This window comes from Burkholderia sp. HAN2018, assembly GCF_024704855.1.
Taxonomy (GTDB): Bacteria; Pseudomonadota; Gammaproteobacteria; order Burkholderiales; family Burkholderiaceae; genus Burkholderia; species Burkholderia cepacia.
The window spans coordinates 1-21,576 of record NZ_QOBB01000119.1 but is presented as its reverse complement, the minus strand read 5'-3'; the positions used below and the strand labels follow the sequence as shown (position 1 = coordinate 21,576).

The following is a 21,576-nucleotide window of genomic DNA, read 5'->3' as shown; positions in this document are numbered from 1 at the left end:
CCGCGCCGCGCGCGCGTTGCGCAGGCGCGGTTCGTGCGCCCAGCGATGACGGGAAGCCGCGCGACAGCGGCGCGGCGAGCAGCGCGAGCCCGGCGAGCGCGACGTACAGCGCGCGCAGCCCGAATGCCGCGAACACGTGCGGCAGCACGAACAGGCCGATCGCGCCCGCGATCAACTGGCCGACGACCCACAGGCCGTACACGCGGTCGCTGTTCTCGCTCGTTGCGGCGCTCGTCATGCAGAGCACCATCAGCGAACCGCCGCCGAGCGCGGTCACGGCGCGCAGTGCGAGCAGCGCGACGAAGCCCGGCATCCACAGCGCGGTCAGCAGGTTGCCCGCGCCGAACAGCGCAATGGCGAACGCGGCCACGCGGCGTGCGTCGATGCGACCGAGCCACAGGTACGACGGCACGGTCGCGAGGCTGAACGCACCGAGTTCGACGAAGAAGTAGGTGCCGATCTGCGAGGCGGACAGCCCGAGCTGCGTCGCGAGCTGGCCGGCGACGGCGGGCGCCACGAGCAGCAGCAGCGGCGTGATGGCTGCGAACACGACGAGCGCGACGAGCGTTGAGCGCGCGAAGGCCGATGCGCGGCTGTCGGGCGGGAGTGCGGCATCCGGGGACAGGGTTTTCATGGCGGGGTCTCGTGTGGGGAATCAGAACAGGTGGTACATGCCGACCATCGCGCCGAACTGCGATGCGCCGGCGAGCGGCGTCGGGTCGTATTCGTAGACGGTCTGCGAACTCTGGCCGCTGTTGCGCGCATAGCCGAGGTTCACGTAGGCGACGGTGCGTTTCGACAGCGCATACGTGGTGCTCGCGATGAACAGCGTCGGGTGGCCGATGGCCGGCGCGCGCGAGTCGGTGTGGTAGACGCCCGCGTTCAGGCCGATCCCGTTCGGTGTCAGGTAGCGCGCACCGCCCCAGACGATCGTGCGCGCGGCGTCGAGGTCGCCGGTCAGGCGTTCGACACCTGCATAGACGGTGAGCGGCAGCGCGGCGAACGCATAGCGTGCGGCGAGCGTGCCGAGTTCGCGGCGGCGCGCCGACGTGTCGTCGGCCGCCGACACCTCGCCGTGTGCCTGATGCAGCACCGCGCTGACCGACAGGCCGTTGCTCGTGTACTGGCCGCCGAGTTCGAGTACGCGTCCGGCGCGCGTATTGCCGGCGACGCCGGACGTCGCGGCAAGCGCCTCGACGTCGAAGCCGGCGAACGTCGGCGACTGGTACTTGACGGAGTGGTCGATGAAGTTCGCGTTCATCGGCACGATGACGCCCTGGCCGCTGTACGACGCGTACCAGAGCGGGTCGTAGAACAGCGTCTTGTCGAACAGCACGCTGAACTGACGGCCGAGTGTGACGGTGCCCGCGGGCCCGGCGATGCCGACGTACGCGCCGCGGAAGAACGCGTAGCCGGGCACGGTCGCGGTGCCGTCGTTGAGGTTGAGGCCCTGTTCGAGCTTGAACAGCGCACGCCAGCCGCCGCCGAGATCCTCGTTTCCCTTCAGCCCGACCTGAGAAGGCAGGATGCCGTAGTTCTGCAACTGCACGGCCGAATGGCGCCCGTCGGCATGCGTCAGGTATTGCACGCCGGCATCGAGCGCGCCGTACAGCGTGAGGGTCGACTGCGCATGCGCGCCGGCGCCGCACGCGGCAAGCGTCGCGACGGCCGCGGCCGTGCGGATGAAGCGGGGTTTCGTCACGTGGGGTTCTCCATACCGTCCTGCATCGGTTTGTCGTTGGTGTTGTCGCGACGCAGTGTCCGCAGCGGGAAAACCTTCGAACAGTCGTACAGATGAACGGTGCGGAAAACCCGAGGTGCGCGGCATGGTCGCGACGCGCTGGCGTCGCGCGGCGTGCTGCGGAGCAGCAACGTGCCGCGCACCGTTCAAATGGATGGGGCTGGCGCCGGTTCCGGCACCGGGGCCTGTCAAAAAAGCCGGTCGCTATAATCGGCCGGTGTCGTTGCGCACGTCAGCAGCCCGATCGGGCAGGGGAGCGGAAGGTGAGGATCACGACGGATATCGGGCAGGATCTCGAAGCGCTGCGTGACGTGCCGGCAGCCATCGTGCTCGACGACTTCGCCTGGCCGCCGCTGCCGTCCCGGCGTGCGGATTTCGACGGCGTCACGCGCGGCGACGCATCGCAGCGTGAGCTCGGGTTGATGCTGCTCGACCTGTACGCGGTTGCCGCGCGGTCCGGCATCGGCGAATTCGAATACCGCTTCTTTTCGCTGCTGCAGGCGCTCATTCCGTTCGACGCCGCGTGGACAGGCGTCGCGACTCATGTGCCGACCGGCCCGGTGATGCACAACAGCTTCCTGTACCGTCTGCCGCACGCGTTCTTCAGCGACTGGAAGCGCGTGCGCGATTGCGACCCGCTCGCGCACCGCACGCTGCGCGGCGCACACGGCCATGCGGTGCGGCTGTCGGTCGTCGAGCCGGGGCTCGATGCACGGTTTCGCGACTGGTGCGTGAAGTACGGGCTCGCGCAACTGATGTGCGTGTGCACGCTCGATCGCCGTTTCGGCCTGACGACGTTCATGTCGATCTACCGTCAGGGCCTGAACCGTCCGTTCAGCGATGACGATGCACGCCGTTTCGAGGAAGTGATTCCGCATCTCGCGGCGGCGCTGACGATCAATCGCGCTGCGCAGCTCACGCGCGAGCGCGGCGATGCGGTTGCGCCGGCCGCCCGCGCGTTGTGCGACAACTTCGGTGTGCTGCATCACGCCGATCATGGTTTCGACGACGTGCTGCGCACCGAATGGCCGGCATGGGCCGGTGCACGCGTGCCGGAGCCGCTCGTTGCGCACCTGCGGCGCCAGCCGGGCCAGCCGTTCGTCGGCGATGCGTTGCGGATCCAGTGCGTGCCGGTTGCGGGGCTGTTCCAGATCGAGGCGCGGCCGCGCTCGCTGCTCGACCGCCTGAGCCCGCGCGAGCTCGCGGCGATCCGCTATTACGGCGCCGGGCGCTCGCACAAGGAAGTCGCGCAACAGATGGCGATTTCGCCGACGACCGTGCGCCACTACCTGCGCTGCGCGTACCGCAAGCTCGGCATGCACGACAAGAGCCAGATCGCCGGCGTGCTCGGCGCGATGGGCGGCGCGGCCGACGACGAACCGGTGGAAGCCGGCGGCGAGCCGCGCTGACGCATGCGAACGCCGTGCGTCGCACGGGGCGCGTGAATGGTTGTGCCCGCAACCATTGAGCGTTATGCTCGTCCGCTTCCAGGAGACGGAATTTCATCATGAACGACACGAATTCAGGGACGGTGCGCGCCGCGGTGGTCGGGGTCGGCGCGATCGGCGGATTGCTCGCGGCCGCGTTGTCGCGGGCCGGGATGACCGTGAGCGCGTACGCGCGCGGCGCGACGCTCGACGCGCTGAACGCGCACGGCGTGCGCGTGATCGACGAGGCGGGCACGACGTCGTCGGTTCCGGTGCGAGCGAGTGACGATGCGGCCGCGCTCGGCGTGCAGGACTACGTGGTGATCGCGCTGAAGGCACAGGCACTGCCGGCATTGGCCGCGCGCATCGCGCCGCTGGTCGGGCCGGACACCGTGATCGTCGCGGCGATGAACGGGCTGCCGTGGTGGTTCACGCACGGGCTCGAAGGCGCGCTCGACGGCGTGCCGCTCGACGCGGTCGACCCGGCCGGCGCGGTGTCGGCAGCGTTGCCGCCCGCACAGGCGATCGGGTGCGTCGTCCATTTGTCGTCGAGTACCGACGCGCCGGGCGTCGTGCGGCGCGGGCGCGGCAACCGGCTGATCGTCGGGGCGCCCGATGCGCGGCTCGATACGGCCGCTGCCCGGTTCGCCGCCGCGCTCGCGGCGGGCGGTTTCGACGTCGAGTCGACGCCGGCGATCCGGGCCGAGATCTGGACGAAGCTGTGGGGCAACATGAACATGAATCCGCTGAGCGCGCTGACGGGATCGACGGCCGAGCAGCTGCTCGACGATCCGTTCACGCAGGGTCTCGCGCTGCGGATGATGGAGGAGGCGGCCGCGATCGGCGCGAAGCTCGGCCTGTCGACGGGGATGAGCGGGCCCGAGCGGATCGCAGTCACGCGCAAGCTCGGTGCGTTCAAGACGTCGATGCTGCAGGATTTCGAAGCGGGCCGCGCGCTCGAGATCGGGCCGATCCTCGGTGTGTTTCCCGAGCTCGGGCGCAAGCTCGACGTGCCGACTCCGTATTGCGACGCGGTGCTCGGGCTGCTGCGCCAGCGGGCGACGAACAGCGGGCTATAAGTGCGGGCGGGGCCGCTGCATGCGCGATGCCGGCGAGGTGGCGCGCTGCAATCCGGTTGCCGCGCGCAACGCATCACGCAAAGCGGGCCGCCCGCGTCGCTGGTGTGGCGACCGGGGCGGCCCGTCGAATTCATCGGATCAATACTGCGGGCGTCGTGCCCGCGTGCCGGTCAGTCGTCCCGCTCGATCGCGTGCGCGACGACCTTGTCGAGCAGCCGCTCGAATGTCTGGCGTTCGCTGTCGGACAGGCATGCGAGCAAGCCATCGTTCCACTTGCGCACGATCGGCATGATCTTGCGATGCAGCGCGCGGCCGTCGGCGGTCAGCGCGATCAACACGATCCGGCCATCCTCCTCGCTTGCGCTGCGTTCGAGCAGCCCCTGGCGCAGCAGCGCTTCGGCTGCCCGGCTCGCCTGGCTCTTGTCGAGATTGGTGTGGCGCGCCAGATCCATGATCGAGAACGGGCCGAAGGCGCCGACGGCGGCGATCACGCGCGCCTCGGGCAGCGAGATGTCGAGCTTGTGCCGGTACACCTCGCCGATCCCGCGGTCGGATCGCTTCGTGAGCGCGTGGAGGCGATAGGTCAGAAACTGATCGAGCCCGGCTTGACGGCCTTTCATGTCGAATCCTGAAGAAAAAGGGCGGGCCCGATTGTTCCTGTATCGCGCGCTCGGGTCAACGGTCAGTGTGCGCCGTACTTCAGGCGTGTCAATTGCTCCGCTTCGTTCGCGAGCAGATTGGCCGCGTCGCGGATCGCGACGTCGAGCGTGATCGGCCCGGGAGCCGGCGAGAAGCAGCCGGAAAAATGTTCGGACAGGCGCGGCAGCGCGGCCGGGTCGACCGCGCCGGACAGCAGCGACGCGGGTACGCCCGCGACCTGCGCGTGGCGGCACGCGATGAACGGCGCCTTGCCGTGCAGCGTCTGTACGTCGGAGCGGCCTTCGCCGGTGATCAGCCAGCCCGCGCCGGCGAGCGCCGCGTCGAGCCCGACCTGCCGCGCGACCACCTCGGCCCCCGCTTCGAATTGCGCGCCGAGCATGTGCAGCGCGAATCCGAGGCCGCCCGCGGCACCGGCGCCCGGCAGGTCGCGGCCGCGACGGTCGAGCGCGCCTTCGAGCAGGTCGGCGAAGCGGGCGAGTGCGGCGTCGAGGGTGGCGACCTGCTCGGGCGTCACGCCCTTTTGCGGGCCGAATACGGCGGTTGCGCCGTGCGCGCCCGTCAGCGGGTTGTCGACGTCGGACATGCCGATGAATTCGGTTTCCTTCAGCCGTGGGTCGAGCCCCGACGCGTCGACGCGCGCGATGTCGGCGAGCCGCGACGGCACGGGCTCGACCGGCTGGCCGCCCGCGTCGAAGCACTGCAGGCCGAGGCCTGCGAGCAGCCCGGCGCCCGCGTCGTTGGTGCTGCTGCCGCCCAGTGCGACGAAGAAGCGGCGCACGCCTTCGTCGAGCAGCGTGCGGATCGCCTCGCCCATCCCGCGCGTGCTGCGCGCGTCGACCGGCACGCTCATGCCGACCGGGTCCGTGATGCCGACGATCTCGGCTGTTTCGACGATCGCGGTGCGCGCGTCGATCACGCCGACCGCCGCGTCGCGCGCCGCGAGCGACGCACCGGCTACCCGCAGCGTGCGCCGCGTGCCGCCGCCTGCCAGCATCGCGTCGAGCGTGCCTTCGCCGCCGTCGGCCATCGGGCAGCAGCGCACGACGGCGTCGGGCCGGGCGCGGCGGATGCCGGTGGCGATCGCGTCCGCGACCTGCTCGGCGGAAAGCGAGCCTTTGAACGAATCGGGCGCGATGACGACGACAGGCGCGGACGGGTGTTGCGGCATGGTGTCTCCGGAAGGCGTGATTGGTGTGAAGAATATTGGGGCGCGACGGCGGTGCACCCTCATTCGGAGCTTACAGGATGGCGGGCCCGTGGTGGATACGCCATGCGGCATAGCGGCGATCCGCGCGCATCGCCGTGCGAAGGGCTGCCGGCGCGGTGCGGACGTACGCGCGTCGCGCCGATCTGGCGGTGTGAGGAAAATTGTTTGCTAGAATAGTCGATTCTTCCGGCCAAAGCCGTGCTCCGAGCCGCTTGCGCTAGCCATCCGGCGCGTGCAGGGATGGCGTGGCGCTCCGGCGCGGCGAGTGTATGTGACGCACATCACGCCGCAGGCAGGCACGGCAAGGAAAACCCGATTCGCTCGAATAATTTTAGGACGATTGAAGCCATGGCTAACGTTGTTGAGAACCTCGGCAAGCTTGAACGCCGCGTGACGATTTCCCTGCCGAAAGACACCGTGCAGAAGGAAATCGACGCCCGTATCCAGAAACTCGCGAAGAACGTGCGCATGCCGGGTTTCCGCCCGGGCAAGGTGCCGCTGAAGATGGTCGCGCAACAGTACGCGGGTCAGGTCGAAGCGGAAGTGCTGAGCGACAAGATCGGCCAGGAATTCTTCACGATCAGCCGCGCGGAAAACCTGCGCGTCGCCGGCCAGCCGAGCTTCGAGCCGAAGCAGGAGCAGGCTGAAGATGCATACGCGTTCGACGCGACGTTCGAGGTCTACCCGGAAGTCAAGATCGGCGATCTGGCGACGGCTGAAGTCGAGCGCTCGACGACGTCGATCGGCGACGCCGAAATCGACCGCACGCTGGACATCCTGCGCAAGCAGCGCGTGCACTTCCACGCACGCGGCGAAGCCGGCGAGCACGGCGACGGCGGCGCGGACACCGCAGCGAAGAACGGCGACCGCGTGACGGTCGACTTCGTCGGCAAGATCGACGACGTCGCGTTCCAGGGCGGCACGGCCGAAGATTTCCCGTTCGTGCTCGGCGAAGGCCGCATGCTGCCGGAATTCGAAACCGCGGCGCTGGGCCTGAAGGTCGGCGAAGCGCGCACGTTCGACCTGAAGTTCCCGGACGACTACCACGGCAAGGACGTGGCAGGCAAAACGGCCCAGTTCACGGTCACGATGAAGAAGATCGAGTGGCCGCACCTGCCGGAAATCGACGGTGAATTCGCGAAGTCGCTCGGCATCGAAGACGGCGATCTCGCGAAGATGCGCGCCGAGATCAAGGAAAACCTCGAGCGTGAAGCGAAGCGCCGCACGCAATCGATCGTCAAGAACCAGGTGATGGACGCGCTGCTGAAGATCTCCGAACTCGACGTGCCGAAGGCGCTGATCGAGCAGGACCAGCAACGCCTCGTCGAAATGGCTCGCCAGGATCTGGCGCAGCGCGGCGTGCCGAACGCGAAGGACGCACCGATCCCGGCCGAGATGTTCACCGAGCAGGCAGAGCGCCGCGTGAAGCTGGGCCTCGTGCTGGCCGAGCTGGTGAAGTCGAACGGCCTCGAAGCGAAGCCGGAACAGATCCGCGCGGAAGTCGACGAGTTCGCGAAGAGCTACGAAGACCCGAAGGAAGTGGTCCGCTGGTATTATTCGAACCAGCAGCGCCTCGCCGAGATGGAAGCGTTCGTCGTTGAAAGCAACGTCGTCGATTTCGTGCTGGGCAAGGCGAAGGTGACGGACAAGGAAGTGAGCTTCGAAGCACTCGCGAGCGCATCGGCGCAAGCGTAAGTGTTGCTCTAGCGGCGTGCCGGCTGTCGGAGCGACGGCCCGCACGCCGTTTTTACGTCAAGCGCACGGTTGCCATTAATATGGCGATTGAGCGGGCGGCTTCCTTCCGTTCAATTTTCCATTCGAACAAGGTTCATTGAATGATCACTCGCGCTGAATTGCTGGACATGCTTGCTTCGAACGCGCCGCAAGGTTTCGAGGCGCAAGCGCTGGGGCTGGTGCCGATCGTCGTCGAAACGAGCGGCCGCGGCGAGCGTTCGTACGATATCTATTCGCGTCTCCTGAAGGAGCGCCTGGTGTTCATGGTCGGCGAAGTGAACGACCAGACCGCCAACCTCGTGGTCGCGCAGTTGCTGTTCCTCGAGAGCGAGAATCCCGACAAGGACATCAGCCTGTACATCAACAGCCCGGGCGGGTCGGTGTCGGCCGGCATGGCGATCTACGACACGATGCAGTTCATCAAGCCGGACGTGTCGACGCTGTGCATGGGCCTCGCGGCCAGCATGGGCGCGTTCCTGCTCGCGTCGGGCGCGAAGGGCAAGCGTTTCGCGCTGCCGAACTCGCGCGTGATGATTCACCAGCCGCTCGGCGGCGCACGCGGCCAGGCATCGGACATCGAGATCCAGGCGCGCGAAATCCTCTACCTGAAGGAGCGGCTGAACCAGTTGCTCGCGCAGCACACGGGCCAGGACGTCGAACGCATCGCGCGCGACACCGACCGTGATAACTTCATGTCGAGCGAGGATGCGAAGGCGTACGGGCTGATCGACCAGGTGCTGCTGAAGCGCCCGTGAGCTTAAGTGGGGTGCCGCCCCGATTCGTGCGGCGCCCCTGCGACTTCCCGAACGCCCAGAGCATCTGCGGCAAGCGCATCCGGTCGGCTCCGGTCGCGCCCTAGGCGCGGTGCCCGGAGCATTCGGCGTATCATGTCATTTACCTGTCCGGAGGCTCTACATTCATGGCGGACAAAAAAGGTTCGAACAGCGAGAAGCTGTTGTATTGCTCGTTTTGCGGAAAAAGCCAGCATGAGGTGAAAAAACTCATCGCGGGCCCGTCGGTGTTCATCTGCGATGAATGTATCGACCTCTGCAACGAAATCATTCGCGACGAGGCGGCTGCCGCCGGCGTCGAGGCCAGCCTGTCCCGGTCGGATCTGCCGAGCCCGCAGGAAATTCGCGACATCCTCGATCAGTACGTGATCGGCCAGGAGCGCGCGAAGAAGATCCTCGCGGTGGCCGTGTACAACCACTACAAGCGCCTGAAGCATCTCGACAAGAAGGACGACGTCGAGCTGTCGAAGAGCAACATCCTGCTGATCGGCCCGACGGGCTCCGGCAAGACGCTGCTCGCGCAGACGCTCGCGCGGTTGCTCAACGTTCCGTTCGTGATCGCCGATGCGACGACGCTGACCGAAGCCGGCTACGTCGGCGAGGACGTCGAGAACATCATCCAGAAGCTGTTGCAGAACTGCAACTACGAGGTCGACAAGGCCCAGCGCGGGATCGTCTACATCGACGAAATCGACAAGATCAGCCGCAAGTCGGACAACCCGTCGATCACGCGCGACGTGTCGGGCGAGGGCGTCCAGCAGGCACTGCTGAAGCTCGTCGAGGGCACGATGGCGTCGGTGCCGCCGCAGGGCGGCCGCAAGCACCCGAACCAGGATTTCATCCAGGTCGACACGACCAATATCCTGTTCATCTGCGGCGGTGCGTTCGACGGTCTCGAAAAGGTGATCACCGATCGTACCGAGAAAACCGGTATCGGCTTCGGTGCGACGGTCAAGAGCAAGCAGGAGCGTGACGCGGGCGAAGTGCTGCGTGAAACGGAGCCGGAAGACCTGATCAAATTCGGTCTGATCCCCGAATTGATCGGCCGCCTGCCGGTGGTCGCGACGCTCGGCAAGCTCGATGAAGCGGCGCTGATGAAGATCCTGGTCGAGCCGAAGAATGCGCTCGTCAAGCAGTATCACAAACTGTTCGCGATGGAGCGCGTCGAGCTGGAGATCCGGCCGGGCGCGCTGCAGGCAGTCGCCCGCAAGGCGATCCGCCGCAAGACCGGCGCGCGCGGTTTGCGTTCGATCATCGAACAGGCATTGCTCGACGTGATGTACGAGTTGCCGACGATGAAAGGGGTCAGCAAGGTCATCATCGACGAAAACGTCATCGATGGCGACGGCAAGCCTTTGCTGATCTACGAGGACACGCCGAAGGTGGCGGGTTCGAACTGACCGGCTTGCCGACGATGTTCTGCGAAAAAGGCCGTTCATGAGTCCGTGGGCGGCTTTTTTTCGTTTATCTTGTGGGTAACTCTGACTCGACTCGCGGTGGTTACTTTCTTACCGAATATTTCCCGCACTTGAAGGCTTGCAATTCGTTGTGGCGGCCTCAATTACCGAACAATTGATTCCACTCATGGGGAAATGAAATGTCAGGCACCCAACTTCTTCCGCCGGAACGCATCACGCTCCCGCTGCTGCCGCTGCGGGATGTCGTCGTTTTCCCGCACATGGTCATTCCGCTCTTCGTGGGCCGGCCGAAATCGATCAAGGCCCTCGAAGCAGCGATGGAAGGCGGCAAGCACATCATGCTTGTCGCCCAGAAAACCGCGGCCAAGGACGAACCGACCGAAAAGGACATGTACGAGGTCGGTTGTATCGCCAACATCCTGCAGATGCTGAAGCTGCCGGACGGCACCGTGAAGGTGCTCGTCGAGGGCCTGCAGCGTGCGAAGGCGTTGTCGATCGAAGAGCAGGAAACGCAATTCTCCTGCGAAGTGATGCCGCTCGAGCCCGATCACGCCGACAGCGCTGAAACGGAAGCGCTGCGCCGCGCGATCGTGTCGCAGTTCGACCAGTACGTGAAGCTGAACAAGAAGATCCCGCCGGAGATCCTCACGTCGCTGTCGGGCATCGACGAAGCCGGCCGCCTCGCCGACATGATCGCCGAGCGCCTGCCGCTGAAGCTCGACCAGAAGCAGCACATCCTCGAGATGTTCCCGGTCATCGAGCGCCTCGAGCACCTGCTCGCGCAGCTCGAAGCCGAGATCGACATCCTGCAGGTCGAAAAGCGCATCCGCGGGCGCGTGAAGCGCCAGATGGAAAAGAGCCAGCGCGAGTACTACCTGAACGAGCAGGTCAAGGCGATCCAGAAGGAACTGGGCGAAGGCGAAGAGGGTGCGGATCTCGAGGAACTCGAGAAGCGCATCAACGCCGCGCGCATGCCGAAGGAAGCGAAGAAGAAGGCCGACGCCGAGCTGAAGAAGCTGAAGCTGATGTCGCCGATGTCGGCGGAAGCCACCGTCGTGCGCAACTACATCGACACGCTGATCGGCCTGCCGTGGCGCAAGAAGAGCAAGGTCAACAACGACCTGTCGAACGCCGAGCAGGTGCTCGACGAAGATCACTTCGGCCTCGAGAAGGTGAAGGAACGCATCCTCGAGTATCTCGCGGTGCAACAGCGCGTGGACAAGGTCAAGGCGCCGATCCTGTGCCTCGTCGGGCCCCCGGGCGTCGGCAAGACCTCGCTCGGCCAGTCGATCGCCCGTGCGACGAACCGCAAGTTCGTCCGGATGGCGCTCGGCGGCGTGCGTGACGAAGCCGAGATCCGCGGCCACCGTCGTACGTATATCGGTTCGATGCCGGGCAAGATCCTGCAGAGCCTCACGAAGGTCGGCGTGCGCAATCCGCTCTTCCTGCTCGACGAAGTCGACAAGATGGGCATGGATTTCCGCGGCGATCCGTCGTCGGCGCTGCTCGAGGTGCTCGATCCGGAACAGAACCACACGTTCGCCGACCACTACATCGAAGTCGACTTCGACCTGTCGGACGTGATGTTCGTCGCGACGTCGAACTCGCTGAACATCCCGCCGCCGCTGCTCGACCGGATGGAAGTGATCCGTCTGTCGGGCTACACGGAAGACGAGAAGGTCAGCATTGCCCAGCGTTACCTGCTGCCGAAGCAGAAGAAGAACAACGGGCTGAAGGAAGGCGAGATCGAGGTCACCGAGCAGGCGATCCGCGACATCATCCGCTACTACACGCGCGAAGCCGGTGTGCGTTCGCTCGAGCGGGAAGTGTCGAAGATCTGCCGCAAGGTCGTGAAGATGCTGCTGCTGAAGAAGGCATCGGGCGCGATCAAGGTCGACGGCGAGAACCTCGATACCTTCCTCGGCGTGCGCAAGTACGACTTCGGCCTCGCGGCGAAGGAAAACCAGGTCGGTCAGGTGACGGGCCTCGCGTGGACGGAAGTCGGTGGCGATCTGCTGACGATCGAAGCCGCAGTGATGCCGGGCAAGGGCAACGTGATCCGTACGGGTTCGCTCGGCGACGTGATGAAGGAGTCGGTCGAGGCGGCACGTTCGGTCGTGCGCTCGCGTTCGCGGCGTCTGGGTATCAAGGACGAAGCGTTCGAGAAGCAGGACATCCACATCCACGTGCCGGAAGGTGCGACGCCGAAGGACGGTCCGTCCGCCGGCGGAGCGATGACGACCGCGCTGGTGTCGGTGCTGACGGGTATCCCGGTGCGTGCCGATGTCGCGATGACGGGCGAAATCACGCTGCGTGGTGAAGTCCTGCCGATCGGCGGCCTGAAGGAGAAGCTGCTCGCAGCGCATCGCGGTGGCATCAAGCTCGTGCTGATCCCGGAAGAGAACGTCAAGGATCTCGCCGAGATTCCGGACAACGTGAAGAACGCGATCGAGATCGTGCCGGTCCGCTGGATCGACAAGGTGCTTGAACTCGCGCTCGAGCGTTCGCCGACCCCGCTGCCGCCGGAAGAAGAGGCGAAGGCGGCGGCACCGGTCGCCGATGCGGCGAAGGATGCCGGCTCGACGGAATTCGTCAAGCACTGAGCATCGGAGCGCCGTTCGTTCTGACGGTTGTTCACGAAACCCGCGGCTTGGCCGCGGGTTTTTTTATGCGTCCCGGAATCGTATGCGCGAGCGTGAAAAATATTCGTGCCGGGGCTTTGCAAAATGATCGGGGATGAATTAAACTTGCGGGCTCGCTGGTTGTTGATGCCGAAACGCAGATCGCAGCCAGAACGAATCGGAAACGGGTGCTTAGCTCAGCTGGTAGAGCGGCGCCCTTACAAGGCGTAGGTCGGGGGTTCGAACCCCTCAGCACCCACCAGTTTCCTGATTCAGCCAGACCAAGGAGCGGTAGTTCAGTCGGTTAGAATACCGGCCTGTCACGCCGGGGGTCGCGGGTTCGAGTCCCGTCCGCTCCGCCAAACAAACAACAATGCCCGCCTCGTGCGGGCATTGTTGTTTGTGCGTTTGGTTTGCGCCAGATCGCGGGCGCAAACCGAACGCACAAACGGCGGGGGAAATCGTCTGCGCGGCTTCCGGGGCGCGCCGCCGTCAGAACGGAAAACCCGCGACCGCTCGAACGCGGTCGCGGGTTTTTCATGCTTTCTCGCCACAGAGGCGCCGGTTTTTCCGGCTCGCGCGGGGCGGTATTACTGAACGCGTATTACCGGTGGCAACTTGTAGGTTCCGTTCAGGAGCGGGGCGTCCGGCAAGTAGGTGCGCAGCGTCAGATTGAACGCGCCGGCAGGGGCCGGCAGCCAGTTGCTGGCGGGTACGCCCGCGGGTCGCACATGGCTGATGGTGAGCACGAGCGAGCCGTCGCTCGCGAACTGAAAGTTCGACGCCGGATAGGACAGCGCATAGATTCGATCGGGATTCGGATAAAAGAAAGCCTGCGCCTGGTTCGTGCCGGCGTACAACGTCAATGACCAGAAGGCGCGAGCCGGAGGAAGCTGTCCCGCCGGGAACGTCATCTGATAGACGCCGTTGCCGTCGTAATTCGCCCCCGACGTGTTCGCCGCTCCCGTACTGGTGTAGTAGATCGCTTCGCTGCCGGGCAGCGCACCGAGGCCGTTCAGCGCAACGCGCGCCCGTAGCGTGTACTGGGTTCCGTAGTTGCCGACGTTGGCCGGGCCGCCTGTCCAGCCATTTGCGTCGGTACTCGTCTGGGCGGCGGCTTGCTGCGTTCCGCCGCCCGTCAGACTCGCCAGCGCCTCTGCCGCGCCTGCGTCGATCGATGCGACGTCGGCGGACGATGCGTTGAAGGTCTGCGCCGGACCTATACCTGTCACGTCGAGTGCGTTCGTTGCCTCGGCCGTATCCTGCGGCGTCGGCGGACTCTTTTTCAAGAGCCGGTTCACGTACTGAAAATAAGATGGCCAGTTGGCATAACCGGGCGGCTTTTGCGTGTCCACGCTGTCCCACGCAGCGACACCGGTTCCAGCGGGGCGCGACACGACCAGTTGATTCTGAACGGCCCACGCGGCGGGGTAATCGTTCGCATCGCTCACGTAAGTCCGCGCCAACGCCCACACCGCGTTGGTCGAGGAGCGGAGCACGGTGACGCCTGCCGGGGCCGTTCCCTGCCAGTTCGGCCCCACGACCCAAAAGACCTTCGCGACACCGTTGTCGGCGCTCGTGCCGCGAATCGCGAAGTTGTTCGTATAGGCGTCCATCAGCGCGAGGGAGAAGTAGCGGGTGCCGCTGGCGGGTGTGTCGATCTGAACAGGACCGGCGTCCAGTTGAAGCATGGCGACGGAATACAGCGTGTCGTGATTGGGCTTCGTCACCGAGGTGGACGAAGCGTCGGACAGCTGGCGACTGTGCACAAACGTATTCGGCGCAAGGCCCTGAGCGATGTAGCTCTGTCGGGTTGCGTAGAACTGGTACAGCGGAATCGTGAATAGCGTGGCACTGTTTGCGGCATTTTTCGTCGCGACGGGCGAAACGCCCGAGCTATCGACACTTTCCCCATTGCAGCCCGCCAGAAGGCCGACAGAGGCAGCGAATGCGACGAGGCGCGCGTGGTGAAGAAAACTCATCGAGTGGTGCGGTAGGGTTGAATGGTCGAATGGGCCGCACCCGTTCATCGTTTCGTCGACGAGCGTGGCACGGATTGCACGGCGCGAAAAGCGTATCCGGCTTGCGATGCGGCACGAACGATCTATTTTCGATATGCAAAGTCCGACGACTCGTTAGGGCGGTGTCGACCGATCGGCATCGTGCGGTTGATTCTTGTCGCCTTTCCGGTCGTCACGTTTCTCGCGGCCCATGCCGGGCTTGTGCCGTGTGCTCCCGTGTCGGGCGCGTTCCGTTGGCTCGATTCGCGGTCCTGGCGGTGCCGTGCGGTCGTCGGCGCGAATGACGCCAGCCCCGCATCGGGCAAGCCGCTCCGCGAACGAGTGATCGTGTGCTGCCGGGAGCCTGGGCGGCCGCGATGGGGGACGATCATTGGGCGAGCTGCTTTTCGAACTTCGCGAGGAGAGGCGGGTGACGGTGCGTGCCCGGTTCTGAAAGACGGGTATTTTTGCCTGTACTTCCTGTGGTGATCGCCGCGGGCGCCGCCGCTTTTCTCCCGTTCCACCCCGTATGTTGTAATATCGGGCGTTTTGTCCAATTTTCCCGTCACGCATGCTCGATTTCTTCCGTAATCACCAGCGCCTGATGATGGCGCTCCTGCTCCTGATCGTGTTGCCGGGGCTGGGTTTCGTCGGGATCCAAGGCTTCCGCGGCTTCTTCGACGATAGTGCGAACGTCGCGGCAGTCAACGGGCACAAGATCACGCGGGTCGAATTCGACGGCGCGTTCCGCCAGCAGATCGACCAGGCGCGCCAGGCACTCGGCGGGCAGTTCGACATCAAGATGTTCGATACGCCCGAGCACCGCAAGCAGGTGCTCGACGGCCTGATCCAGCAACGCGTGCTGGCCGACGAGACCCAACGCCTGCACCTGACCGCATCGGACAACGCCGTGCGCGACGCACTGATGAGCGACCCGATGATCGCGTCGCTGAAGAAGCCCGACGGGTCGATCGACGTGGAGCGCTATGCGCAGCTGCTGTCGTTCCAGGGGATGACGCCCGAGCAGTACCAGGAGCGCGTGCGCTACAGCCTCGCGCTGCAGCAGATTCCGGCCAGCATCGTGTCGAGCGCGTTCACGCCGAAGAGCCTCGCGCAACGTCTGTCCGAACTCGCCGCGCAGCAGCGCGAAGTGCAGGCGCTCGTGCTGAAGACGAGCGACTTCGCCGCAAAGGTCCAGCCGACCGACGCGCAGCTCACCGCGTACTACGACGCGCACAAGCAGAGCTTCGCGACGCCGGAGACCGCGACGATCCAGTACCTCGTCTATTCGCCGGCGGCAGCGGCCGCGAGCGCGCAGCCGACCGACGCGGACATCAAGAAGTTCTACGATGACAACCCGACGCACTTCCGCACCGAAGCGCAGGTGCGCGTGAGCCACATCTTCATCGCCGCACCGGGCAGCGCAAGCGCGGCCGACAAGACTGCAGCGAAGACGAAGGCCGAGCAACTGCTTGCCGACGTGAAGGCGCACCCGGACCAGTTCGCGCAGATCGCGCAGAAGGACTCGCAGGATGCGCCGTCGGCCGCGAAGGGCGGCGACCTCGGCTTCATCACGCGCGGCTCGACGGCGGGCGGCAAGGCGTTCGACGATGCCGCGTTCGCGCTCAAGCAAGGCGATGTGAGCGGTGTCGTGCAGTCGGATCTGGGCTTCCACATCCTGAAGGCAACGGAAGTGAAGCCGGCGGCCGTCAAGCCGTTCGCGGAAGTGAAGGACCAGATCGCAGCCGACCTGAAGCAGCAGTACGCATCGAAGGCGTTCACGGACAACGCGGAAGGCTTCACGTCCACCGTCTACGAAAAGGCGAAGACGCTGCAGCCGGCTGCGGACAAGTACAAGCTGACGATCCAGACGGCTACCGTCACGCCGACGCCGAATCCGCAGTTGCCGCCGACGAGCCCGCTGAACAATCCGAAGTTCCTGGCCGCCGTGTTCGCAAACGACTCGGTGAAGAACCAGAACAACACGCAGGCGATCGACGTCGGCAACAACACGCTGATCTCGGCGCGTGTGACCGACTACAAGCCGGCTGCCGTGCCCGCGCTCGACGCGATCAAGGACGTCGTGCGCCAGAAGGTGGTCGCCGAGCAGGCTGCCGAACTCGCGAAGAAGGACGGCGCGGCGAAGCTGGCCGAACTGCAGAAGTCGAAGTCGACCGACGGGTTCGCGGCCGCGCAGAAGGTATCGCGTACGCAGTCGCAGGGCCTGACGCCGGCTGCGCTGAGCGCCGTCTACAAGGTCGATGCGAAGACGCTGCCGGCCTACGTCGGTGTCGATCTCGGCGCGGACGGCTATGCGATCTATCGCGTGAACGCGGTGATCCCGGGTTCGGCGGTCGATCCGCAGCAACTGGCGGCCGCGCAGCAGCAGATGGCGCAGGTCGACGCGCAGAGCGAAGGCGAAGCGTATCTCGCCGCGCTGCGCGATCGCTCGAAGGTGAAGCTGTACGGCTCGACGGCCAGCCAGTCGCCGGACGGCGACAACTGAGCATCGTTTCGCCCGCAACAAAAAGCCCCGCTTCACGCGGGGCTTTTTGCTTTCCGGCGGGGCGAGGCAGCGTCAGCCGCGCGGCTTGCCGAGCAGCGGTTTCAGCGCCGGCCAGACGTTGTCGAGCAGAATGCCCTGAGCCTGCTGCGCTGGATGCATCTGGTCGGCCTGGAACATCTCGGGCTTGTTCTCGATGCCGGCCAGCAGGAACGGCACGAGCGGCACGCCGAGATCCTTCGACAGCCGCGTATAGACGGCGTGGAACTTCTGCGTGTAGTCCGGGCCGTAGTTGGGCGGCACGTACATGCCGACCAGCACGACCCTGGCCCGCGCTTGCCGCGCACCGGCGATGATGTCGCGCAGGTTCTGTTCGGTCGTCGCGAGCGGCACGCCGCGCAGCGCATCGTTCGAGCCGAGCTCGACGACGACGATCGACGGCTTGAGCCGCTGCAGCACCGCAGGCAGCCGCGCGCGGCCGCCGCTCGTGGTGTCGCCGCTGACGCTGGCGTTCGCGACGCTATAATCGATTCGCTCGGTCGTGAGCCGTTGCCGCAGCAACGCCACCCAGCCGGTGTCGCGCGGCAGCCCGTATTCGGCCGACAGGCTGTCGCCGAGCACGACGATCACGGGCTGGCCCGATGTCGCGGCCGGTGTCGTCGCGGCGCGTGCGGGCACGGCGGCGGCCAGCAGCGTACCCAGCAGCGCGGCGATCGCCGCGCGTCTTTTCCAGCGAAATCTCGTGTCCATGTTCAAGATTACCGATCCGATCATCGAAGTCCATGACGTGTGCAAGCGGGTCGCCGACGCAACCGGCGAGCTGACGATCCTCGACGGCATCACGCTCGCCGTGCGGCCGGGCAGCAGTCTCGCGATCGTCGGCGCGTCGGGGTCGGGTAAATCGACGCTGCTCGGCCTGCTTGCGGGGTTGGACAGCGCGACGAGCGGCACGGTTCGCCTGCTCGGTCGCGCGCTCGACCAGCTCGACGAGGACGCGCGCGCTGCGCTGCGCAACGGCGCAGTCGGGTTCGTATTCCAGTCGTTCCAGTTGATGCCGCACCTGACGGCGCTCGAGAACGTGATGCTGCCGCTCGAGTTGCAGGGCGGCATCAGTGCGCGCGATGCCGCCGATCGCGCCCGGGCGCTGCTCGTGCAGGTCGGTCTCGGCGAACGCACCGCGCATTATCCGAAGCTGTTGTCCGGCGGCGAGCAGCAGCGCGTCGCGCTTGCGCGCGCATTCGTCACGCGCCCGGCGATCCTCTTCGCCGACGAGCCGACCGGCAGCCTCGATGCGGCCACGGGCCATGCGGTCATCGACCTGATGTTCGAACTGAACCGCACGAACGGTGCAACGCTCGTGCTCGTCACGCACGATGCCGAACTGGCACGCCGCTGCGCGACGACGGTGACGCTCGACGCCGGGCGCATCGTCGAGCCGCGCGCGGCGCAGCGCAACGGCTGAATGCTTTTGCCGGCCGCGCGGCGTGCGCCGAGCGGCCGGCATGGGCATGACGCCGCTGCGTCAGTGCCTCAAACGCCTCAGCGCTTCAACGCCGCGCGGGCGCGCTCGATCAGCGCGGTGGTCGACGAGTCGTGCTTCGCCGGATCGACCGACTCGGCCGACAGGTCGGCTTCCACCACCTTGCCGAGAATCTTGCCGAGCTCGACGCCCCACTGGTCGAACGGATTGATGTCCCACACCGTTGCCTGCACGAGCACCTTGTGTTCGTACAGCGCGATCAGCGCGCCGAGCGTGCGCGGCGTCAGCGCATCGACGAGCAGCGTCGTCGTCGGGCGGTTGCCCGGGAACGTCAGGTGCGGCGCGAGCGCTTCCTTGCCCGGCCCCGCGACCTTGCGTGCTTCCTCCAGCGTGCGGCCGAGCATCAGTGCCTCGCTCTGCGCGAAGCAGTTTGCGAGCAGCTTCGGGTGGTGGCTTGCGAGCGGATGCTCGGGCGTCAGCACCGCGATGAAGTCGATCGGCACGATCGTCGGCCCCTGGTGCAGCATCTGGAAGAACGCATGCTGGCCGTTGGTGCCCGGCTCGCCCCACGTGACGGCCGACGTCGGGTAGTCGACGAAGGTGCCGTCCAGGCGCGCGGATTTGCCGTTGCTTTCCATTTCGAGCTGCTGCAGGTACGACGGCAGGTAGTGCAGCGCTTCCGAATACGGCGCGACGAGATAGCTCTGCGAACCGAAGAAATTCCGGTACCAGATGCCGATCAGGCCGAGCAGCACGGGCAGGTTGCGCTCGAGCGGCGCCTCGCGGAAATGACGGTCCATGTCGTTCGCGCCGGCCAGCAGCTCGTCGAACTGCTCGGGGCCGATCGCGATCATGATCGACAGCCCGACCGCCGACCACAACGAATAGCGGCCGCCGACCCAGTCCCACATTTCGAACACGTTGTCCGCGGCGATGCCGAACTTCACGACTTCGGCCGGGTTCGCCGACACGCCGACGAAGTGCTTTGCAAGCGCGTCCTCGGGGCAGCCGCGCGCGACGAACCAGTCGCGCAGCGAACGTGCGTTCGTCATCGTCTCGAGCGTCGTGAAGGTCTTCGACACGATGATCGCGAGCGTTTCCTCGGGATCGACCTGTTCGAGTACGCGTGCGAGATCGGCGCCGTCGACGTTCGACACGAAGTGCGTGGAAATTTCGGGCGTCGCGACGTGGTGCAGCGCGTGCACGACCATCTTCGGCCCGAGATCGGAGCCGCCGATGCCGATGTTGATCACGTGGCGGATGCGTTTGCCGGTGTAGCCCGTCCAGGTGCCGCTGCGCACGGCGCGAGCGAACGTCGCCATCTTCGCGCGCTCGGCGCTCACCTGCGCGTGGAACGGCGCTTGCGGATCGGTCGCGCGCAGCGCAGTGTGCAGGGCGGCACGGCCTTCGGTCGGGTTCACGATTTCGCCCGCGAACATCGCGTCGCGGCGCGCCTCGACACCCGCGTCGCGCGCGAGCTGGACGAGCAGGCGCAGCGTTTCGTCGTTGATGCGGTTCTTCGAGAAATCGGCCGCGAGACCGCCGCCCGGAATCGTGAAGCGTTCGGCGCGGGTCGGCGCGTGGTCGTGTTCCGGCGCGAACCAGTCGCGCAGCCGGGCGTGACGGATCTGTTCGAAGTGGGATTGAAGGGCAGTCCAGGCGGGGAGCGAATTCAGCGTCATGGCGGTTCGAGTGAAGCGTGAATCGGGAGGAATGCCGCGCCGGCTCATCGGGATCGGAAGGCCGGCGGACGAGAGGGCCCGCCGTGCGGCGGGGCAGTCAGTATAGCGGCGTTATGTGCCGGCGCGCGGCGACGCATAAAAAAGGCGATTGACCAGCGTGCGGACCATCGGCGCGAGTTCGCCTGCCGTGAGTCCGGCCGGGCCGGTTCCGTTCGCGGTCAGCGTGTCGGCCGCGAGGCCGTGCAGGTAGACGCCTGCCAGCGCCGCTTCGTACGGCGCGACGCGTTGCGCGAGCAGCGCGCCGATCAGGCCGCCGAGCACGTCGCCGGTGCCGCCCGTGGCGAGCGCCGCGTTGCCGGTCGGGTTGATCGTCATGCGGCCGTCGGGCGCCGCAATCACCGTGCCCGAGCCTTTCAGCACGACGATGGCCGCATAACGTGACGCGAGCGCCTGCGCGGCCGCGAGGCGGTCGCGCTGAATCGCCGCCGTGTCGCAGCCGAGCAGCCGCGCGGCCTCGAGCGGATGCGGCGTCAGCACGCACGGATAACCGCGCGCACCGCGCGTGGCGACGGCGGCCGCGAGATCCGCATGCGTCGCGACGAGGTTCAGCGCGTCGGCATCGAGCAGCGTTGCGGCGTCGTGGGCAAGTACGTCGCGCACGAGCGTCGCCGCGGCCTCGCGCGTGCCCAGCCCGCAGCCTGCGGCGATGGCGGTCATCGCGCCGGGGTCGAGGGTGTCGGCCGCGTGCAGCATCAGTTCGGGGAACGGCGGATCGTACGGCGGCGCGCCGGTGCCGAGGAAGCCGACATGCACCTTACCGGCACCGGCGAACAGCGCGGCGCGCGCGGCCAGGATCGGCGCGCCGCACATGCCGGTGTCGCCGCCGAGTACCGCGAGGCTGCCGTACGTGCCCTTGTGGGACGCGAATGCGCGCGCGGGCAGGGCGGCGGCGAACCGCGCGGGCGCGTTCAGTACGATGGCCGGCGCGGCGGGTGGCGCGACGTCGAGCGATTCGACGTCGATCGCGCCGGCGAGATCCCGGCCTTCGCCGGTGTAGAGGCCCGGCTTCGCGCCGACGAAAGTGAGCGTATGGGTGGCGGCGACGGCGACGCCCGCGCCGACGATCTGGCCCGTATCGCTGTCGAGGCCGCTCGGCACGTCCAGCGCAAGCACGCGGCCGCCGCTGCGCGCATGCGCGGCGATGCGCGCGGCCTGCTCGGCGAACGCGCCGTC

Annotated in this window: 16 protein-coding genes and 2 tRNA genes; 10 read left to right on the top strand and 8 right to left on the bottom strand. The window is 66.4% G+C overall.

Annotated features, from left to right (window positions below; genetic code table 11):
* Both DPV74_RS25550 and DPV74_RS25545 read right to left on the bottom strand, forming a co-directional pair.
* A partial coding sequence (locus tag DPV74_RS25550; protein ID WP_162923136.1) for an MFS transporter occupies nt 1–634 on the bottom strand: 634 nt, incomplete at its 3' end.
* A gap of 21 nt (nt 635–655) precedes the next feature.
* Nucleotides 656–1,702, bottom strand: a complete 1,047-nt coding sequence (locus tag DPV74_RS25545) for a porin (protein WP_119338197.1) — start codon at nt 1,700–1,702, stop codon at nt 656–658.
* Nucleotides 1,703–2,004: 302 nt separating this feature from the next.
* Between DPV74_RS25545 and DPV74_RS25540 the strand changes: the two genes are divergently transcribed.
* Both DPV74_RS25540 and DPV74_RS25535 read left to right on the top strand, forming a co-directional pair.
* The gene (locus tag DPV74_RS25540; RefSeq protein ID WP_119338196.1) at nt 2,005–3,150 is read left to right on the top strand and encodes a helix-turn-helix transcriptional regulator; all 1,146 of its coding nucleotides are present in this window, start codon (nt 2,005–2,007) and stop codon (nt 3,148–3,150) included.
* Between the two features lie 98 nt (nt 3,151–3,248).
* Nucleotides 3,249–4,247 carry a 2-dehydropantoate 2-reductase gene (locus DPV74_RS25535; RefSeq protein ID WP_119338195.1) on the top strand — a complete coding sequence of 333 codons (999 nt, stop codon included), beginning with the start codon at nt 3,249–3,251 and terminating at the stop codon, nt 4,245–4,247.
* A gap of 170 nt (nt 4,248–4,417) precedes the next feature.
* On the opposite strand, the gene DPV74_RS25530 is transcribed toward DPV74_RS25535, so the two are convergent.
* Both DPV74_RS25530 and DPV74_RS25525 read right to left on the bottom strand, forming a co-directional pair.
* Nucleotides 4,418–4,867, bottom strand: a complete 450-nt coding sequence (locus tag DPV74_RS25530; protein WP_021160399.1) for a MarR family winged helix-turn-helix transcriptional regulator — start codon at nt 4,865–4,867, stop codon at nt 4,418–4,420.
* 62 nt (nt 4,868–4,929) lie between these two features.
* Nucleotides 4,930–6,075: a glycerate kinase gene (locus DPV74_RS25525; protein ID WP_119338194.1), complete on the bottom strand. Its 1,146-nt coding sequence runs from the start codon at nt 6,073–6,075 to the stop codon at nt 4,930–4,932.
* A 387-nt stretch (nt 6,076–6,462) separates the two neighbouring features.
* Here DPV74_RS25525 and tig point away from each other — a divergent pair, with 387 nt between their 5' ends.
* From tig to DPV74_RS25495, 6 genes are all read left to right on the top strand, one after another.
* Entirely contained in the window at nt 6,463–7,809 is a 1,347-nt protein-coding gene (gene tig / locus DPV74_RS25520; RefSeq protein ID WP_027787157.1) for a trigger factor, read from the top strand.
* Between the two features lie 140 nt (nt 7,810–7,949).
* Nucleotides 7,950–8,603, top strand: a complete 654-nt coding sequence (gene clpP / locus DPV74_RS25515; protein ID WP_010092137.1) for an ATP-dependent Clp endopeptidase proteolytic subunit ClpP — start codon at nt 7,950–7,952, stop codon at nt 8,601–8,603.
* Nucleotides 8,604–8,767: 164 nt separating this feature from the next.
* Nucleotides 8,768–10,039: an ATP-dependent Clp protease ATP-binding subunit ClpX gene (gene clpX / locus DPV74_RS25510; protein WP_006489345.1), complete on the top strand. Its 1,272-nt coding sequence runs from the start codon at nt 8,768–8,770 to the stop codon at nt 10,037–10,039.
* A gap of 197 nt (nt 10,040–10,236) precedes the next feature.
* Nucleotides 10,237–12,660, top strand: coding sequence for an endopeptidase La (gene lon / locus DPV74_RS25505; RefSeq protein WP_011352361.1), 2,424 nt, complete (start codon nt 10,237–10,239; stop codon nt 12,658–12,660).
* A gap of 204 nt (nt 12,661–12,864) precedes the next feature.
* Nucleotides 12,865–12,940 (top strand) — tRNA-Val (locus tag DPV74_RS25500).
* Nucleotides 12,941–12,963: 23 nt separating this feature from the next.
* Nucleotides 12,964–13,040, top strand: a tRNA-Asp gene (locus tag DPV74_RS25495).
* A 228-nt stretch (nt 13,041–13,268) separates the two neighbouring features.
* On the opposite strand, the gene DPV74_RS25490 is transcribed toward DPV74_RS25495, so the two are convergent.
* Complete coding sequence (locus DPV74_RS25490; protein ID WP_162923135.1) at nt 13,269–14,660, bottom strand: DUF1254 domain-containing protein; 1,392 nt, start codon at nt 14,658–14,660, stop codon at nt 13,269–13,271.
* 589 nt (nt 14,661–15,249) lie between these two features.
* Between DPV74_RS25490 and DPV74_RS25485 the strand changes: the two genes are divergently transcribed.
* Nucleotides 15,250–17,184: a SurA N-terminal domain-containing protein gene (locus DPV74_RS25485; RefSeq protein ID WP_059553259.1), complete on the top strand. Its 1,935-nt coding sequence runs from the start codon at nt 15,250–15,252 to the stop codon at nt 17,182–17,184.
* A 72-nt stretch (nt 17,185–17,256) separates the two neighbouring features.
* Here the strand turns inward: DPV74_RS25485 and DPV74_RS25480 are convergent, their stop codons facing one another.
* On the bottom strand, nt 17,257–17,931 hold the full coding sequence (locus DPV74_RS25480; RefSeq protein WP_060206000.1) for an arylesterase: 675 nt from the start codon (nt 17,929–17,931) through the stop codon (nt 17,257–17,259).
* Here DPV74_RS25480 and DPV74_RS25475 point away from each other — a divergent pair.
* Nucleotides 17,930–18,643: an ABC transporter ATP-binding protein gene (locus DPV74_RS25475; protein ID WP_021163968.1), complete on the top strand. Its 714-nt coding sequence runs from the start codon at nt 17,930–17,932 to the stop codon at nt 18,641–18,643. The two genes, DPV74_RS25480 and DPV74_RS25475, sit on opposite strands and share 2 nt — an antisense overlap.
* Before the next feature lie 77 nt (nt 18,644–18,720).
* Here the strand turns inward: DPV74_RS25475 and pgi are convergent, their stop codons facing one another.
* Complete coding sequence (gene pgi / locus DPV74_RS25470; RefSeq protein WP_059687372.1) at nt 18,721–20,343, bottom strand: glucose-6-phosphate isomerase; 1,623 nt, start codon at nt 20,341–20,343, stop codon at nt 18,721–18,723.
* Between the two features lie 111 nt (nt 20,344–20,454).
* Nucleotides 20,455–21,576, bottom strand: a 1,122-nt coding sequence (locus DPV74_RS25465) for an NAD(P)H-hydrate dehydratase (RefSeq protein WP_119338192.1), incomplete at its 5' end; no start/stop codon positions are given.

Coding starts and splice junctions, on each gene's coding strand:
- DPV74_RS25490 (WP_162923135.1), bottom strand. CDS start 14,660: ATGAGTTTTCTTCACCACGCGCGCCTCGTCGCATTCGCTGCCTCTGTC.
- DPV74_RS25530 (WP_021160399.1), bottom strand. CDS start 4,867: ATGAAAGGCCGTCAAGCCGGGCTCGATCAGTTTCTGACCTATCGCCTC.
- clpX (WP_006489345.1), top strand. CDS start 8,768: ATGGCGGACAAAAAAGGTTCGAACAGCGAGAAGCTGTTGTATTGCTCG.
- DPV74_RS25485 (WP_059553259.1), top strand. CDS start 15,250: ATGCTCGATTTCTTCCGTAATCACCAGCGCCTGATGATGGCGCTCCTG.
- DPV74_RS25475 (WP_021163968.1), top strand. CDS start 17,930: ATGTTCAAGATTACCGATCCGATCATCGAAGTCCATGACGTGTGCAAG.
- DPV74_RS25525 (WP_119338194.1), bottom strand. CDS start 6,075: ATGCCGCAACACCCGTCCGCGCCTGTCGTCGTCATCGCGCCCGATTCG.
- pgi (WP_059687372.1), bottom strand. CDS start 20,343: ATGACGCTGAATTCGCTCCCCGCCTGGACTGCCCTTCAATCCCACTTC.
- DPV74_RS25535 (WP_119338195.1), top strand. CDS start 3,249: ATGAACGACACGAATTCAGGGACGGTGCGCGCCGCGGTGGTCGGGGTC.
- DPV74_RS25480 (WP_060206000.1), bottom strand. CDS start 17,931: ATGGACACGAGATTTCGCTGGAAAAGACGCGCGGCGATCGCCGCGCTG.
- lon (WP_011352361.1), top strand. CDS start 10,237: ATGTCAGGCACCCAACTTCTTCCGCCGGAACGCATCACGCTCCCGCTG.
- tig (WP_027787157.1), top strand. CDS start 6,463: ATGGCTAACGTTGTTGAGAACCTCGGCAAGCTTGAACGCCGCGTGACG.
- clpP (WP_010092137.1), top strand. CDS start 7,950: ATGATCACTCGCGCTGAATTGCTGGACATGCTTGCTTCGAACGCGCCG.